We start from the raw sequence: 14,819 nt of genomic DNA on the forward strand, positions 1-14,819 counted from the left end.
GACGTTCATGACCGACGAGATCCACGGATCGAGCAGCGGCGCATCGGCGCCGGGTGTCGAGATCTCCCGCGGGCACAACCCGCTCCGCGACCCCGAGGACCGGCGCCTGAACCGCATCGCGGGGCCGAGCGCGCTGGTCATCTTCGGCGTCACCGGTGACCTATCCCGCAAGAAGCTGATGCCCGCGGTCTACGACCTCGCCAACCGCGGACTCCTCCCTCCCGGATTCGCACTGGTCGGCTTCGCGCGTCGCGACTGGGAGGACCAGGACTTCGCGAAAGTCGTCTACGAGGCGGTGCGCGCGAACGCCCGCACCGAGTTCCGCGAAGAGACCTGGGAGCAGCTGCTGGAGGGCATCCGGTTCGTCTCCGGCGAGTTCGGCGACCCCGATGCGTTCCGGCGCTTGCGCGAGACGGTGGACCAACTCGACACCGAGCGCGGGACGATGGGCAACCACGCGTTCTACCTGTCGATCCCGCCGAAGGACTTCCCGGTCGTCGCCGAGCAGCTGAAGGCCTCGGGGCTCGTCGATGACACCGCTGACCGCCCCGAACGGTGGCGGCGCGTGGTCATCGAGAAGCCGTTCGGTCACGACCTGACCTCGGCGCAGGCGCTCAACGACGCACTGCGCAGCGCCTTCCCGACCGACTCGATCTTCCGCATCGACCACTACCTCGGCAAGGAGACGGTCCAGAACATCCTCGCGCTGCGGTTCGCGAACGAGCTCTACGAGCCCATCTGGAACCGCAACTACGTCGACCACGTGCAGATCACGATGGCCGAGGACATCGGCGTGGGGGGACGCGCCGGCTATTACGACGGGATCGGCGCCGCCCGCGACGTCATCCAGAACCATCTCCTTCAGCTGCTCGCACTCACCGCCATGGAGGAGCCGATCTCTTTCGACGCGCAGCACCTGCGTGCCGAGAAGGAGAAGGTCCTCGCCGCGGTGACCCTCCCCGAAGACCTCGCCCGCTCGACCGCTCGAGGTCAGTACGCCGGCGGCTGGCAGGGCGGCGAGCGGGTTCTCGGGTTCCTCGAGGAGGAGGGGATGAACCCCGAATCGACGACCGAGACGTATGCGGCGATCACGCTCGAGGTGAACACCCGCCGGTGGGCGGGCGTGCCGTTCTACCTGCGTACCGGAAAGCGTCTCGGACGCCGCGTGACCGAGATCGCCGTGGTGTTCAAACGCGCCCCCGAACTACTCTTCTCCCGCAACCAGACCTCCGGGCTCGGTCAGAACGCGCTCGTCATCCGCGTGCAGCCCGATGAGGGCGTCACCATCCGGTTCGGGTCGAAGGTGCCGGGCGCCGGCCTGCAGGTCCGCGACGTCACGATGGACTTCGGCTACGGCCACGCCTTCACCGAGGCCAGTCCCGAGGCCTACGAGCGGCTGATCCTGGACGTCCTGCTCGGCGATCCCCCGCTGTTCCCGCGGCACGAGGAAGTGGAACTGTCGTGGCGGATCCTCGATCCCATCGAAGAGTTCTGGTCCACGCAGGACGGGCCGCTCGAGCAGTACGCCCCGGGTTCGTGGGGCCCGGAATCCGCCGAAGCGATGCTCGCCCGCGACGGACGCACCTGGAGACGCCCATGATCGTCGACCTGCCCGACACGACCGTCAGCAAAATCTCGCGTGCCCTCGTCAACGTCCGGGAGGAGGGCGGCGCGGTCGCCCTCGGGCGCGTCCTGACCCTCATCATCGTCACCCGTCAGGGGGCGCAGGAAGATGTGATCGACGTCGCGAACGCGGCCTCGCGCGAGCACCCGATGCGCGTCATCGTCCTCATGACCAACGGTGAGGACTCACCGCCGCGGTTGGACGCGCAGATCCGCGTCGGCGGGGATGCCGGAGCTAGCGAGGTGGTCACCCTCCACGCCCTCGGCGAGGCCGGCTCGACCAACCTGGAGAGCCTGGTGACGGGGCTTCTGCTCCCCGACGCCCCGGTGGTGGTGTGGTGGCCGGACGACACTCCCGACATCCCCTCGCAGACCTCGATCGGCAGGATCGCGCAGCGGCGGATCACGGATGCCGCGACGAAGCCGGATCCCTCGGCGTGGGTCGCCTCCCTCGGGGAGAAGTACCGCCCGGGAGACACCGACCTCGCCTGGACCCGCCTCACCCGCTGGCGCGAGCAGCTCGCGGCGATCCTCGACCAACCGCCGTTCGAGCGGGTGACAGGCGTCCGGGTGCGCGGTGCGTCGGACTCCCCGTCCACGGCGCTCCTGGCGGCCTGGCTGCGCCTCGCCCTGGACGTGCCGGTCGACTGGGGGTATCTCCCCGCCGAGGAGTGGCCGCACGGCATAAAGTCGGTGACGCTGGAACGCGAGAGCGGAGACGTCGTCCTCGAACGACCGAGCCCCGCCGTCGCTCTCCTCACGCAGCCCGGTCAGCCGCAGCACGATCTCGCCTTCCCGCGGCGGAGCCTCCGCGAATGCCTCGCCGAGGAGCTGCGGCGACTCGACCCCGATGTCCTGTACGGTCGAGTGATCACCGAGGGCTGGGCGCTGCTCGACCCGCCCACGACGCAGGAGACAAATGGCTGATTCGTCCGGCGAGAAGCGCGTCGTCATCACCTCCGACGCCACCGCGCTGGCCGACTCGGTCGCCGAGCGTTTCCTCACCCGACTGGCCAAGAAGTCGGCGTCCCGAGACGTGCACGTCGCCCTGACCGGGGGCGTCAGCGGCGCCGCGGTGCTGAGCGCCGCAGCCGCGCACGCGCCGGAGCACACGATCGATTGGACCCGCGTGCACTTCTGGTGGAGCGACGAGCGCTTCGTGCGACGCTTGCACCCCGAGCGCAACGAACGTCAGGGGCGCGAGGCACTGCTGGACAGCCTGCCCGGCGCGCAGGTGCATGCAGCCCCCGCGAGCGATGAGGGTCTCGATCTCGACGAGGCCGCCCAGGCCTACGCCGCCGAGCTCGCCCGGTACGGCACGGCGGACCAGCCGGGTTGGCCCACCTTCGACATCAGCTTCCTGGGCGTCGGGCCCGACGGTCACATCGCGTCGCTGTTCCCCGACCGACCCGAGATCCTCGTTACCGACGCCGCAGTCGTCGCCCTCCGCGACTCCCCCAAGCCGCCGCTGCAGCGGCTGACGTTCACCCGGCCGGTGATCAACTCATCGCAGCGGGTCTGGCTGGTGCTGTCGGGCACCGACAAGGCGTCCGCGCTCGGCCTCGCCCTCGCGGGCGCCAGCTACGCCAGCGTTCCCGCCGCCGGAGCGAAGGGAACGAAGCGCACGGTGTTCTTCGTCGACCAGGACGCCGCCGCCCAGGTGCCGCCCGAACTGATCGACCAGGACTACTGACGGCCCCGGGATCGCCGCAGGTGAGGGGTTACTGACCCCGCCGCTCGCGAAGCTGGTTCAGCGCATCCTCGAGGAGCGCGTCGGCCTCCTCTTCGGTGCGACGCTCCTTCACATAGGCCAGGTGCGTCTTGTAAGGCTCGGTCTTGGCCACCGCGGGAGGGTTCTCGCGGTCGCGGCCGGCGGGAAGACCGGAGTGCGGCGAGTCGATCGTCTCGGGGATCTCCTCGTCAGGGATTCCCGCCGCGAAATAGCGAACGGTCTCATTCCCCAGCGCGTCCCAGTACGAGACCGCGATGCGCTCGGCGTGATAGCCGTGATCCTGCTCCCCCATGGGGCCGGCACCGACTCGGGTGCCGCGGATCGCATTTCCTCCGGTTGCCATGTCTTACAGTCCCTGGAATTTCGTGATGAGGCCGAGGGCCACGATGGACGCGAACCACGTGAGAGCGAGAACCACCGTGAAGCGGTTGAGATTGCGCTCCGCCAGGCCCGACGATCCGAGTGCCGAGGTCATCCCTCCGCCGAACATGTCGGACAGTCCCCCACCGCGTCCCTTGTGAAGGAGGATGAGGAGGGTCAGCAGGAGGCTCGTGATGCCGAGGAGCACCTGCAGGACGAACTCGAGGATCTGCACAGTCGTAGAGGCCTTTCAGCGCGATCCGGGCGAACCGCACAGGGGACAAGTATAGGTCGGGTTGCCGCCGAGGTCAGACTCCGACGTGCTTCTGATAGCGGATGATGGCGGCGAACTCGTCGACGACGAGGCTGGCACCACCCACGAGGGCGCCGTCGACATCGGGTTCGCGCATGAACCGGGCGATGTTGCCGGACTTCACGGAGCCGCCGTAGAGCACACGCGTCCGGGCGGCGGCGTCGGCGCCGAGCGCATCGCCGACGACGGCGCGGAGCTTCGCGCACACCTCCTGCGCCTGGTCGGCGGTGGCGGCCTGACCCGAGCCGATCGCCCAGACGGGTTCGTAGGCCACGACGACCTCGCTGCCCGAGGCGAGACCGGCGAGGGCCTTCTCCAGCTGCGCCACCGGCACAGCGCTGGCACCGTGCGTCTCGAGGTCCTCGGCGGTCTCACCGACGCAGATGACCGGCACCAGCCCGTGGCGGAGGGCCGCGGCGACCTTCGAAGCCACGATCTCGTCCGTCTCGCCGTGATACTGCCGGCGCTCGGAGTGGCCGATGATCACGTATCGGCACTCGAGCTTGGCCAGGAATGCACCCGAGATCTCGCCCGTGTACGGCCCGGAGTCATGGGCCGACACGTCCTGCGCGCCGAGGGCGAACGGGATCTTGTCGGCGTCGACCAGTGTCTGCACCGTGCGGAGGTCGGTGAAGGGCGGGAACAGACCGACCTCGACGGTGTCGGTCTCGTGCCCGGCATCCTTCAGCGTCCAGTGCAGCTTCTGCACGAACGCCACCGCCTGCAGGTGGTCGAGGTTCATCTTCCAGTTTCCGGCGATGAACGGGGTGCGCCGGGTCTGCGACGCGGCCGGATCTGTACTCACGCCTGCCATCCGAGGACCTCCAGTCCGGGGAGTTTCTTGCCCTCGAGAAACTCGAGGCTCGCGCCACCTCCGGTGGAGATGTGGCCGAAGCGGTCGTCGGCGAAGCCGAGCTGGCGCACCGCAGCGGCGGAGTCGCCGCCGCCGACGACGCTGAGCCCCGAGACGGTGGTGAGGGCCTCGGCGACCCGGCGGGTACCCGCCGCGAACGCCGGCATCTCGAACACCCCCATCGGGCCGTTCCAGAACACCGTGCGGCTGTCGGCCACGAGGTCGGCGAACAGGGCCGCGGTGTCGGGACCGATGTCGAGGCCCAGTCCGTCAGCCCCGAACGGCGTCTCCTCGAGGCCGGACACCGGCGCGACGACATGGTCGGCGTCCGCGGAGAAGGACGCTGCGACCACCGCGTCGACGGGGAGCACCAGTTCGACGCCGCGGGCGCGCGCGTCCTCCACGTAGCGGCGGACCGTGTCGAGCTGGTCCTCCTCGAGGAGGCTCTTGCCGACAGGGTGGCCCTCGGCGGCGAGGAACGTGAACATCATGCCGCCACCCACCAGGAGCCGGTCGACCCGGGGCAGGAGGTGCTCGATCACGCCGAGCTTGTCGCTGACCTTCGAGCCGCCGAGCACGACCGTGTACGGCCGGTCGGGGTTCTCGGTGAGCCGGTCGAGGACGTCGAGCTCCTTCTCGATGAGGAGCCCGGCTGCAGAGGGCAGGAGATCTGCGATGTCGAAGACGCTCGCCTGCTTGCGGTGGACGACGCCGAACCCGTCGGAGACGAAGGCGTCGGCGAGACTCGCGAGCTCCTCGGCGAAGGCACGCCGCTCAGCGTCATCCTTCGCCGTCTCACCCGGCTGGAACCTCAGGTTCTCCAGAACCGCCACATCGCCGTCGTCGAGTGCGGCGACCGCCTCACGAGCGGACTCGCCCACGGTGTCCCGCGCGAAGGCGACGGGCTTGCCGAGGAGCTCCGACAGGCGCTGCGCCACGGGTGCCAGGCTGTACTTCTCGTCGGGCGCACCCTCGGGCCTGCCGAGATGCGAGCAGACCACGACGCGCGCGCCCTGATCGATGAGCGCGTTCAGCGTCGGGAGCGAGGCGCGCACGCGACCGTCATCCGTGATCCGACCGTCCCGGAGCGGGACGTTAAGATCGCAGCGGACGAGGACGCGCTTACCTGCCAACGGGCCGAGGGACCCGAGGGTACGCAGTGCCATCCGTCGACTCAGAGACGCTCGGCCACGTACTCGGTGAGGTCGACGAGCCGGTTGGAGTAGCCCCACTCGTTGTCGTACCACGCCGAGACCTTGACCAGGTTGCCACTGACGTTCGTCAGTTCCGCGTCGAAGATCGACGAGTGCGGGTTGCCCTGGATGTCGCTGGAGACGATCGGGTCCTCGGTGTACTCGAGGATCCCCGCGAGGCGTCCCTCGGCGGCGGCGGCCTTGTAGGCGGCGTTGATCTGGTCGACCGTGAGGCCCTCGGTCGGGGTGACGATCGTGAGGTCGACGATCGAGCCCGTCGGAACGGGAACGCGGTAGGACGAGCCGCTCAGCTTGCCGTTGAGCTCGGGCAGGACGAGGCCGATGGCCTTGGCCGCGCCGGTGGATGCCGGGACGATGTTGATCGCCGCGCCACGGGCGCGACGCAGGTCGCCGTGGGGGCCGTCCTGCAGGTTCTGGTCTGCGGTGTAGGCGTGAGCGGTCATCATGAAGCCGCGCTCGATGCCGAAGGCGTCGTTGAAGACCTTCGCGAGCGGAGCGAGGCAGTTCGTGGTGCAGGAGGCGTTGGAGATGATGACGTCCGACGCCGGGTCGTACGTCTCCTCGTTCACGCCCATGACGATCGTGGCGTCGTCACCGGTGGCGGGGGCGGAGATGAGCACCTTCTTGGCGCCGCCGGCGATGTGCTTCTTGGCGTCCTCCGCCTTGGTGAAGCGACCGGTGGACTCGATGACGATGTCGACGCCCAGCTCGCCCCAGGGGAGGTTGGCGGGGTCGCGCTCCTCGAAGACCTTGATGGTCTTGTCGCCGACGGTGATGGAATCCTCGGTGTACGACACCTCTGCGTCGAGCACACCGCCGACCGAGTCGTACTTCAGCAGGTGCGCGAGGGTCTTGTTGTCGGTGAGGTCGTTGACCGCGACGATGTCGAGGTCAGCGCCCTGCGCGAGTGCCGCGCGAAGGTAGTTGCGTCCGATGCGGCCGAAGCCGTTGATTCCGATCTTGACAGCCACGAGAGAGGACTCCTGATGTGTCGTGCGCGCGAGCGCGAGGGGTTGCGAAGGTGAGGAAAGGAATGGAACAACGGCGTCCCAGCGGGCGATCCCGCTGGGACGCCGCGCTTGCTATGACAGTACCAGCAGGCCCGCGGTCTTCTCACGGGCGGCGTCGAGGCGCTGCGCGACGTTCTGCCAGTTGGCGATGTTCCACACGGCCTTGACGTAGTCGGCCTTGACGTTGAGGTAGTCGAGGTAGAACGCGTGCTCCCACATGTCCAGCTGGAAGATCGGGACGGTGCCCTGAGCGGTGTTCGCCTGCTGGTCGAACAGCTGCTGGATGATGAGCTGCTCGCTGATCGGGTCCCAGCTGAGCACGGCCCACCCCGACCCCTGGATGCCGGTGGCGGCTGCGGTGAAGTGCGCCTGGAACTTCTCGAACGAGCCGAAGAACTCGGTGATCGCCGCGGCGAGCTCACCCTCGGGCTGACCGCCACCCTCCGGGGAGAGGTTCGTCCAGAAGATGGAGTGGTTGACGTGGCCGCCGAGGTTGAACGCGAGGTCCTTCTCCAGCTTGTTCACATTCGCCAGGTTGCCGCTCTCGCGCGCCTCGGCGAGCTGCTCGAGCGCGGTGTTCGCGCCGGTGACGTACGCCTGGTGGTGCTTGTCGTGATGCAGCTGCATGATCTTGCCGCTGATGTGCGGCTCCAGCGCGGAGTAGTCGTAGGGGAGGTCGGGCAAGGTGTACTTCGCCATGTTCTCTTCTTCCTATCGGCGCGCGCCGAGGCTCCCCGGCGCAGCGAGGGTGACGGATTTCATCCTACTGAGAGCCAACAAAACCCCTCCGGGCTTGTTCCCCGCGGGCAGACGCTGTATCAGTCCTCCACGCCGGCGGGAACGGCCGACTCGGTGCCGGGGATTCCCTCGGTCTCCGCCTTCTTGTCGGCCATCGCGAGCAGCCGGCGGATGCGACCGGCGACGGCGTCCTTGGTCAGCGGCGGGTCGGCGTGGTGGCCGAGCTCGTCGAGGCTGGCGTCGCGATGCGCCAGGCGCAGCTCGCCTGCCTGGCGAAGATGCTCGGGCACCTCTTCGCCCAGAATCTCCAGCGCCCGCTCGACGCGCGCACAGGCGGCCACCGCTGCCTGTGCGGAGCGGCGGAGGTTCGCGTCGTCGAAGTTCACCAGTCGGTTCACGCCCGCGCGGACCTCGCGCCGCTGCCGGAGCTGATCCCACTGCGCGGCCGCCCGGGCGGCACCCATCTCGGCCAAGGCGACACGGATGCCCTCGCCCTCGCGGACGACCACGCGGGGGATGCCGCGGACTTCGCGCGCCTTCGCCGGGATGCCCAGGCGGTGCGCGGCGCCCACGAGTGCCATGGCGGCCTCCGAGGCGGGGCAGCTGATCTCCAGCGCCGCGGATCGCCCGGGCTCGCTGAGTGCGCCGGCGCCGAGGAAGGCGCCGCGCCAGATGGCGGCGAGGTCGGGGCGTGCGCCGGTGGTGAGCCGGTTCGGAAGTCCGCGGACAGGCCGGCGACGCTGATCGAGCAGACCGGTCTGGCGCGCGAGGGTCTCGCCGCCTTCGATCACCCGCACGGCGTAGTGGCTGCCGTTGCGCGCTCCCGAGCCGTGGACGTGGACGAGTTCGGGACGCACGCCGTACAACTCGATGAGATCACGCGCGACGCGACGCGCGAGAGCCTCGGTGTCGACCTCGGCCTCGACCGCGACCCGATTGGCGATGGAGTGCAGACCGCCTGCGAACCTCAGCAGCGACGTCAGTTCAGCCACTCGGGCCGTCGGCCGCGGGTCGCGGACAGCGGTCAATTCGGCTTTCACCTCGGCGGTCAGCGACACGGGACTCCTCAAGCGTCGGTCAGAGGGACGCTCCAGCCTACTCGGGCGCTCCGCCGACCACGACCACGGTCCCCGCTACTCGCGTCCGAGGTCGCGATCCTTCACCCGGACGGCGACGCCCGCCACCTCCGGCAGCCGGGCAGCGAGTTCACGGGCCATCACGACCGAGCGGTGCTTGCCGCCGGTGCAGCCGATCGCCACGACGGAGTGCCGCTTGTTCTCCCGCTGATAACCCTCGAGGACGGGCCGGAGCGCGGTGGCGTAGGCGTCGATGAACGCCACCGCCCCCTCCTGTTCGAGGACGTAGTCGCGCACGCGCTCGTCGACGCCGGTGAGCGACCGGAGCTCCTCGTTCCAGTAGGGGTTGGGGAGGAACCGCATGTCCGCGACGAGGTCGGCGTCCGGGGGGAGGCCGTACTTGAACCCGAAGCTCATGACCGTCACCACGTGGCGCGCCGCGCCCTCCTCGGAGAACAGGTCGACCATGTGGGTCGCCAGCTGGTGAACGTTGAACCGGGAGGTGTCGATGATGAGATCGGCGTTCTCGCGGATGGCGGCCAGGCGCTGGCGTTCGCGCCGGATCCCGTCGAGGATCGTGCCGTCGCCCTGCAGCGGATGGGGACGACGCACCGCTTCGAAACGCCGCACCAGAACCTCGTCGGAGGCATCGAGGAAGATCACCCGGAGCTGACGGCGATCGCGGAGCTCGTGAAGCGCCTGCGGAAGCTCGGCGAAGAGGTTCCGGCCGCGGACATCGACCACCACGGCCACCTTCGGGAGCGCATGGGCGGCGAGCTCGGTCAGATCCAGCAGCGGCTTCAACATCTGCGGGGGCAGGTTGTCGACGACGTACCACTCGAGGTCTTCGAGGGCGTTCGCGGCCGTCGATCGGCCGGCGCCCGACATCCCCGACAGGATGAGCATCTCACCGGGCGTCGCGTGTTCGTCGGCCATGCTCTCCCCCGTCCTCGGATCCAGGTTACCCATCCGCGAGGTGATCGACGATCGCGGCGGCGAGCTTCGGGCCCACGCCGGGAAGCGCGGTGATCTCCTCAGGCGTCGCCTTCTTCAACGCGGTGACGGAACCGAAATGACGCAGCAGCGCGCGGATGCGCGCCTCGCCGAGACCGGGCACGTCCGTCAGGACGGACTGGATGTCGCGGCGGCGACGACCGCGCTGATGTCTGATGGCGAAGCGGTGGGCCTCGTCGCGCAGGCGCTGGAGCAGGTACAGGGCCTCGCTCGTGCGCGGCAGGATGACGGGGAAGTCGTCGCCGGGGAGCCAGACCTCCTCGAGGCGCTTGGCGATGCCCGCCAGCGCGATCTCGGAGTGCCCGGCGTCGGCGAGGGCGCGTGCGGCGGCCGAGACCTGCGGCATCCCGCCGTCGACCAGGAGGAGCTGGGGCGGATAGGCGAAGCGGGGACGTTTGCGCACGACAGCGCCGTCCTCTCCCGCCTCCTCCTGCTCCTCGGGCCGATCGAGGTAGGCCAGGCGCCGCGTCAGCACCTGGTAGAGAGAGTCGGTGTCATCCGAGGTCTGCTCGACCTTGAAGGAACGGTACTGATCCTTGCGAGGCAGTCCGTCTTCGAACACGACCATGGAGGCCACGACGTTCGTCCCGCCGAGGTGGGAGACGTCGTAGCACTCGATCCGCAGCGGCGCCTCCTCCAGTCCGAGCGCTTCCTGCAGATCGGTGAGCGCCTGGGTCCGCGCCACGTAATCGCTCGTGCGTCGCGTCTTGTGGAGCATCAGCGCCTGCTGGGCGTTCAACGTCGCCGTCTTCATCAGCTCCGCTTTCTGCCCCCTCTGCGCGACACCGATCGAGACGCGCTTGCCGCGCCTGTCCTGCAGCCACTGCTCCAGCTCGTCGGCATCGTCGGGCAGCTCGGGAACGAGCACCTGGCGAGGGATGTCGCCGGCCGCAGCGTCGCCGTAGGTGCGCTGGAGGACCTGATCGACGAGGTCTGCGCCGGAGATGTCGATCTCCTTCTCGATCGTCGTCGCCCGGACACCGCGGACACGGCCACCGCGGACCACGAAGTGCTGGACGGCGGCGGCGAGCTCGTCCTCGGCGATGCCGAACAGGTCGGCGTCGGTGTCGGCGGGCAGGACGAGCGCACTGCGCTTGAGCACGGCGTCGATCGCCTGAAGCTTGTCGCGGTAGACCGCGGCGGATTCGTAGTCCATCGCCGCCGAGGCCTCGTTCATCCGCGCGGTCATCTCACGCGTGAACCGTTGGTCTCCCCCCGCCATGAAGGCGACGAAGTCCTCGACGATCGCCCGGTGCTCCTCGATGGTGACTCTCATCGAGCAGGGACCCCCGCAGCGCCCGATCTGACCGGGGAAGCACGGGCGTCCCGACGCCATCGCCTTCTTGTAGGAGGCGTCGCTGCAGGTGCGGATCGGGAAGACCTTGATGAGGAGGTCGATGGTGTCGTGCACCGCCCACACCTTTGGGTACGGACCGAAGTACTTCGCGCCTGAGATCCGATGGTTGCGCGTGACCATCACCCGCGGGGCCTCGTCACCGAGGGTGATGGCCATGAAGGGGTAGGACTTGTCGTCGCGATAGCGGACGTTGAAGGGCGGGTCGAACTCCTTGATCCACTGGTACTCCAGCTGCAGCGAGTCGACGTCGGTGGCCACCACCGTCCACTCCACCGAGGTTGCGGTGGTCACCATCCGTCGGGTGCGCTCGTGAAGGGTGTGCAGCGGGGCGAAATAGTTCGACAGGCGCGCGCGGAGATTCTTCGCCTTGCCGACGTACAGCACCCTGCCCTGTGCATCGCGGAACCGGTACACCCCCGGGTTCGTGGGGATCTCGCCGGCCTTGGGACGGTAGGACAGCTGCGGCCTGCTGCGTCGGGAAGCTCGTTCCGTGGTCGTCATGACCGACTCAGCCGGCCTTGCGGACCGCCGACTCGCCGAGCACCTCGGCGAGGAAGGCACCGGTGTGGCTCTCCTCGACGCGCGCGACCTGCTCGGGCGTGCCGGTGGCGATCACCTGACCCCCGCCCGATCCGCCCTCGGGCCCAAGGTCGATCACCCAGTCGGCGGACTTGATGACGTCGAGGTTGTGCTCGATCACGATGACCGAGTTGCCCTTGTCGACCAGTCCGTTCAGAACCTCGAGCAGCCGCCTCACGTCTTCGAAGTGCAGGCCCGTCGTCGGCTCGTCGAGCACGTAGATGCTGCGACCGTTGCTGCGGCGCTGCAGCTCGGTCGCGAGCTTGACGCGCTGCGCCTCGCCGCCGGAGAGCGTCGTCGCCGACTGCCCCAGCCGGACGTAGCCGAGCCCCACGTCGACGAGGGTCTTCAGGTAGCGGTGGATCGCCTGGATCGGCTCGAAGAACTCCGCAGCCTCGGAGATCGGCATCTCGAGCACCTCGGCGATGTTCTTGCCCTTGTAGTGCACCGAGAGGGTGTCGCGGTTGTAGCGCTTGCCGTGGCAGACCTCGCAGTCGACGTAGACGTCGGGGAGGAAGTTCATCTCGATCTTGATCGTGCCATCACCCGAGCATGCCTCGCACCGGCCGCCCTTGACGTTGAAGCTGAACCGGCCCGGCTGATAGCCCCGGGCCTTCGCCTCGGGGGTGTCGCTGAAGAGGGTCCGGATGCGATCGAACACACCGGTGTAGGTGGCGGGGTTCGAGCGAGGGGTGCGACCGATGGGCGCCTGGTCGACGTGGACGACCTTGTCGAGGTTGTCCAGCCCGGTGACCCGTGTGTGCTTCCCCGGGACGGTGCGCGCACCGTTGAGGCGGGACGCCAGGACCTGGTAGAGGATGTCGTTGACCAGCGACGACTTGCCAGACCCGCTGACCCCGGTCACCGCCGTCAGCACCCCGAGAGGGAAGTCGACGGTGACGTTGCGGAGGTTGTTCGCCCGGGCGCCGACCACGCTGATCTTGCGTGAGCGATCGATGCGGCGCCGCTTCTTCGGAGTCGGGATGGAACGGCGGCCGGACAGGTAGTCGCCGGTGATGGACTGCGCGTCGGCCAGGAGCGCGTCCAGGGGACCGGAGTGCACCACCTCGCCACCGTCGACGCCCGCGCGGGGACCGATGTCGACGATCCAGTCGGCCGCGTGGATCGTCTCTTCGTCGTGTTCGACGACGATGAGGGTGTTGCCGAGGTCGCGGAGCTTGACGAGCGTCTCGATCAGGCGACGGTTGTCGCGCTGGTGAAGGCCGATCGAGGGCTCGTCGAGGACGTACAGCACGCCGGTCAGACCCGAGCCGATCTGGGTGGCGAGGCGGATGCGCTGCGCCTCCCCGCCCGACAGCGAGCCGGCCGAGCGGCTGAGGTTGAGGTAGTTCAGGCCCACCTGGATGAGGAAGTCCAGCCGGAGCCGGATCTCGCGCAGCACCTGTGCGGCGATCTTCGCCTCCCGCGGGGTGAGCTGGAGGTCGGCGAAGAACGCGTGGGCGTCGCCCAGGCTCAGCCGTGAGGCGTCGGCGATGGAATGCCCGTGCACCTGCACCGCGAGGACTTCGGGCTTCAGCCGCGCGCCGTCGCAGACCGGGCAGGGAACCTCGCGCAGGAACTCGGCCCAGCGCTGCCGCTGCGTGTCGGACTCGGCCTGCAGGTACTGCCGCTCGATGTAGGGCACGACGCCCTCGAAGCCGGACGAGTACCGCATCTCCCGTCCGTACCGGTTCTTCCAACGCACGGTGACCTTGTAGTTCTCCCCGCGCAGGACCGCGTCCTTGATATCGGCGGGCAGCTTCCGCCAGGGAGTGTCCAGCGAGAAGTCCAGATCCCGTGCGAGCCCCTCGAGCAGCCGCTCGTAATACTGGAAGAGCCCCTTGCCCTGGGTCGTCCACGGGATCAGCACCCCCTCGCGGATCGAGAGGTCTTCGTCGCCGATCATGAGCTCGACGTCCACCGACATGCGCGTGCCCAGACCCGAGCACGCCGGACAGGCACCGAACGGCGCGTTGAAGGAGAACGTGCGGGGCTCGATCTCGGTCAGCTGCAGCGGATGCCCGTTCGGGCACGCGAGCTTCTCGGAGAAGGACTGCCAGGCATCGTCTCCCTCACGGTCGACGAAATTGACCTGCATGACCCCGCCCGCAAGGCCCAGTGCCGTCTCCACCGAATCGGTGACGCGGGAGAGGATGTCGGGGCTCGCGACCAGCCGGTCGACGACCACCGCGATGTCGTGCTTGTAGCTCTTCTTCAACGCCGGGGCATCGGCGAGCTGCACCATCTCGCCGTCCACGATGGCGCGCGAGTAGCCCTTCGCGCTCAGCTCCTTGAAGAGGTCGACGAATTCCCCCTTCTTCTGCGAGACCACAGGCGCGACGATCTGATATCGGGTGCGCTCGGGGAGTTCCATCAGCTGGTCCGCGATCTGCTGCACGGTCTGCCGCTGAATGACCTCGCCGCACTCGGGGCAATGCGGGATGCCGATGCGGGCCCAGAGCAGGCGCATGTAGTCGTGGATCTCGGTGATCGTCCCCACCGTCGACCGGGGGTTGCGGTTGGTCGACTTCTGATCGATCGAGACGGCGGGGCTCAAGCCCTCGATGAAATCGACGTCGGGTCGATCGACCTGACCCAGGAACTGGCGGGCGTACGCGCTGAGCGATTCGACGTATCGGCGCTGACCTTCGGCGAAGATCGTGTCGAAGGCCAGGCTGGACTTGCCCGACCCGGACAGACCGGTGAAGACGACGAGCGAGTCGCGCGGGATGTCGAGGTCGACGTCCTTCAGATTGTGGACGCGGGCGCCGCGGACGCTCAGCTTGCCGGAGGGCGCGAACGCCGGATTTCCGCCGGATGCGGAGCCGGTCGGAAGGCTTGCAGAAGCGGAGGAACCGGGCAGGGCGACGGGAACGATGGGCACCCGTCAAGTGTAGGTGGGGGCTCCGACACGAGGTTCGGAGTTCGCGCCGAGCGAGACCCGAGACCC

13 protein-coding genes are annotated in these 14,819 nt (G+C 68.6%); 3 read left to right on the forward strand and 10 right to left on the reverse strand.

Annotated features, from left to right (window positions below; genetic code table 11):
* Window positions 1-7 precede the first annotated feature (7 nt).
* Genes zwf through pgl form a run of 3 tightly spaced genes read left to right on the forward strand, consistent with a single transcriptional unit; the run spans window position 8 to window position 3,316 of the window.
* Window positions 8-1,600 (forward strand): glucose-6-phosphate dehydrogenase, encoded by a 1,593-nt coding sequence (zwf, locus tag T9R20_RS10420; protein WP_322409247.1) that lies wholly within the window; start codon window positions 8-10, stop codon window positions 1,598-1,600.
* On the forward strand, window positions 1,597-2,550 hold the full coding sequence (locus T9R20_RS10425; protein ID WP_322409248.1) for a glucose-6-phosphate dehydrogenase assembly protein OpcA: 954 nt from the start codon (window positions 1,597-1,599) through the stop codon (window positions 2,548-2,550). The genes zwf and T9R20_RS10425 overlap by 4 nt, the downstream gene beginning before the upstream one ends.
* Window positions 2,543-3,316 (forward strand): 6-phosphogluconolactonase, encoded by a 774-nt coding sequence (gene pgl, locus T9R20_RS10430; RefSeq protein WP_322409249.1) that lies wholly within the window; start codon window positions 2,543-2,545, stop codon window positions 3,314-3,316. Before T9R20_RS10425 ends, pgl begins: the two co-directional genes overlap by 8 nt.
* Before the next feature lie 28 nt (window positions 3,317-3,344).
* Here the strand turns inward: pgl and T9R20_RS10435 are convergent, their stop codons facing one another.
* From T9R20_RS10435 to uvrA, 10 genes are all read right to left on the reverse strand, one after another.
* Window positions 3,345-3,698 carry an RNA polymerase-binding protein RbpA gene (locus T9R20_RS10435; protein WP_141938228.1) on the reverse strand — a complete coding sequence of 118 codons (354 nt, stop codon included), beginning with the start codon at window positions 3,696-3,698 and terminating at the stop codon, window positions 3,345-3,347.
* Between the two features lie 3 nt (window positions 3,699-3,701).
* Complete coding sequence (gene secG, locus T9R20_RS10440) at window positions 3,702-3,950, reverse strand: preprotein translocase subunit SecG (RefSeq protein WP_322409250.1); 249 nt, start codon at window positions 3,948-3,950, stop codon at window positions 3,702-3,704.
* Between the two features lie 73 nt (window positions 3,951-4,023).
* Window positions 4,024-4,833 carry a triose-phosphate isomerase gene (gene tpiA, locus T9R20_RS10445; RefSeq protein ID WP_322409251.1) on the reverse strand — a complete coding sequence of 270 codons (810 nt, stop codon included), beginning with the start codon at window positions 4,831-4,833 and terminating at the stop codon, window positions 4,024-4,026.
* Window positions 4,830-6,047 (reverse strand): phosphoglycerate kinase, encoded by a 1,218-nt coding sequence (locus T9R20_RS10450; RefSeq protein WP_322409252.1) that lies wholly within the window; start codon window positions 6,045-6,047, stop codon window positions 4,830-4,832. The genes tpiA and T9R20_RS10450 overlap by 4 nt, the downstream gene beginning before the upstream one ends.
* 8 nt (window positions 6,048-6,055) lie before the next feature.
* The gene (gene gap, locus T9R20_RS10455) at window positions 6,056-7,066 is read right to left on the reverse strand and encodes a type I glyceraldehyde-3-phosphate dehydrogenase (protein ID WP_322409253.1); all 1,011 of its coding nucleotides are present in this window, start codon (window positions 7,064-7,066) and stop codon (window positions 6,056-6,058) included.
* A gap of 111 nt (window positions 7,067-7,177) precedes the next feature.
* The gene (locus T9R20_RS10460) at window positions 7,178-7,804 is read right to left on the reverse strand and encodes a superoxide dismutase (protein ID WP_322409254.1); all 627 of its coding nucleotides are present in this window, start codon (window positions 7,802-7,804) and stop codon (window positions 7,178-7,180) included.
* Window positions 7,805-7,923: 119 nt separating this feature from the next.
* The gene (gene whiA / locus T9R20_RS10465) at window positions 7,924-8,901 is read right to left on the reverse strand and encodes a DNA-binding protein WhiA (protein ID WP_322409255.1); all 978 of its coding nucleotides are present in this window, start codon (window positions 8,899-8,901) and stop codon (window positions 7,924-7,926) included.
* Between the two features lie 75 nt (window positions 8,902-8,976).
* On the reverse strand, window positions 8,977-9,855 hold the full coding sequence (gene rapZ, locus T9R20_RS10470; protein ID WP_322409256.1) for an RNase adapter RapZ: 879 nt from the start codon (window positions 9,853-9,855) through the stop codon (window positions 8,977-8,979).
* Between the two features lie 25 nt (window positions 9,856-9,880).
* Window positions 9,881-11,791 carry an excinuclease ABC subunit UvrC gene (gene uvrC, locus T9R20_RS10475; RefSeq protein WP_322409257.1) on the reverse strand — a complete coding sequence of 637 codons (1,911 nt, stop codon included), beginning with the start codon at window positions 11,789-11,791 and terminating at the stop codon, window positions 9,881-9,883.
* A 7-nt stretch (window positions 11,792-11,798) separates the two neighbouring features.
* Window positions 11,799-14,753 (reverse strand): excinuclease ABC subunit UvrA, encoded by a 2,955-nt coding sequence (uvrA, locus tag T9R20_RS10480; RefSeq protein WP_416182898.1) that lies wholly within the window; start codon window positions 14,751-14,753, stop codon window positions 11,799-11,801.
* Window positions 14,754-14,819: the final 66 nt, after the last annotated feature.

It is taken from the genome of Microbacterium invictum (assembly GCF_034421375.1).
Lineage (GTDB): Bacteria > Actinomycetota > Actinomycetes > Actinomycetales > Microbacteriaceae > Microbacterium > Microbacterium invictum_A.

Bases quoted from the DNA above. Each gene is read 5' to 3' on its own strand.
- zwf (WP_322409247.1), top strand. From the start codon at position 8: ATGACCGACGAGATCCACGGATCGAGCAGCGGCGCATCGGCGCCGGGT.
- T9R20_RS10425 (WP_322409248.1), top strand. From the start codon at position 1,597: ATGATCGTCGACCTGCCCGACACGACCGTCAGCAAAATCTCGCGTGCC.
- pgl (WP_322409249.1), top strand. From the start codon at position 2,543: ATGGCTGATTCGTCCGGCGAGAAGCGCGTCGTCATCACCTCCGACGCC.
- T9R20_RS10435 (WP_141938228.1), bottom strand. From the start codon at position 3,698: ATGGCAACCGGAGGAAATGCGATCCGCGGCACCCGAGTCGGTGCCGGC.
- T9R20_RS10450 (WP_322409252.1), bottom strand. From the start codon at position 6,047: ATGGCACTGCGTACCCTCGGGTCCCTCGGCCCGTTGGCAGGTAAGCGC.
- T9R20_RS10460 (WP_322409254.1), bottom strand. From the start codon at position 7,804: ATGGCGAAGTACACCTTGCCCGACCTCCCCTACGACTACTCCGCGCTG.
- rapZ (WP_322409256.1), bottom strand. From the start codon at position 9,855: ATGGCCGACGAACACGCGACGCCCGGTGAGATGCTCATCCTGTCGGGG.
- uvrC (WP_322409257.1), bottom strand. From the start codon at position 11,791: ATGACGACCACGGAACGAGCTTCCCGACGCAGCAGGCCGCAGCTGTCC.